The organism is Daejeonella sp. (assembly GCF_037719425.1).
Taxonomy (GTDB): Bacteria; Bacteroidota; Bacteroidia; order Sphingobacteriales; family Sphingobacteriaceae; genus Daejeonella.
Window position 1 is genome coordinate 15244 of record NZ_JBBJNI010000091.1, and the last position, 1217, is coordinate 16460.

Genomic DNA, 1217 nt, shown 5'->3' on the forward strand with positions numbered 1-1217 from the left:
ACCAAACCACCGTGTGTACAGGTACAAAAAGCGACACTGTCAGAGTTTATACATCTCCTCCCCTTACAGTTGCTATTAGTCCCTCCAATCCGGTGATCTGTTCAGGAGCCAGCGTAACTTTGACGGCCACCCCCAGCGGAGGGTTGCCTGGTTATACCTATTCGTGGGATAACGGTGCCACTACGCCTTCGATAACAGTGTCCACCCCGGGTACGTATACTGTCTCGGTTATGGATCAGCTAAGCGGTTGCCCGCCCGCCGTTCAGCAGGTTGTTGTGGGAGCTTCGCCCACGCCCGCGGCCCCCACCGCATCAGGAACTACCATATGCACGGGGGGCACCGCAACTTTAACGGCAACGGGTCCCGGCGGGACCTACAGTTGGTATAGCGCGTCAACAGGGGGCACCCTGCTTGGAACAGGGGCGAACTTTACCACCCCCGTGTTAACGGCGAATACCACTTACTACGTGGAAACTCTGCTCGGATGCGTCAGTGCCCGAACGCCGGTTACCGTAAGCGTGACCGCGCCTCCCCTGGCGCCAACTGCGGCGGGAACAACAATTTGTGCCGGAAGTACCGCAACTTTGACAGCAACTTCCCCGGGAGGAACATATCAATGGTATAATGCCGCGTCGGGAGGGACACTCCTCGCTACATCGGATTCCTATACTACTCCTGCATTAACTGTAAATACTACCTATTATGTTCAGACCACGGTTAACGGCTGCCCCGGTCCAAGAACCGCGGTAGCTGTTACGATAACTCCACTTCCGGCAGCTCCAACCGCCCCGGGAACGACAATTTGTACAGGTAATACAGCAACTCTAACAGCAACGGCGCCGGGCGGTACCTACCAGTGGTACGACGCCCCCACCGGGGGCAACCTGCTGGGAACATTGGCTTCATACACGACTCCCAGCCTGACCGCAGCTGCTACTTACTACGTTCAGGCGACCGTGAATAGCTGCACAGGTCCCAGAACCGCGGTGACAGTCAATGTCAATCCACCGCCTGCGGCCCCAACCGCGTCGGGAACAACTATTTGCTCCGGCAGCACTGCTACGCTAACCGCGACTGCACCCGGGGGAACGTATAGCTGGTACACTGCCTCATCTGGTGGAACACCGGCGGGAACAGGAACAAGCTTTACCACACCCGTACTAACAGCCACTACTACTTATTACGTGGAAACTTTATTAGGATGCGTTAGTTCTCGT

General features: G+C 56.5%; 1 protein-coding gene. It reads left to right on the plus strand.

Going from position 1 to position 1217, the window contains the following annotated elements; genetic code table 11:
• Positions 1-1217 (plus strand): PKD domain-containing protein (locus tag WKF69_RS12510; RefSeq protein WP_340382319.1); only part of this gene is annotated, 1217 nt, incomplete at both ends.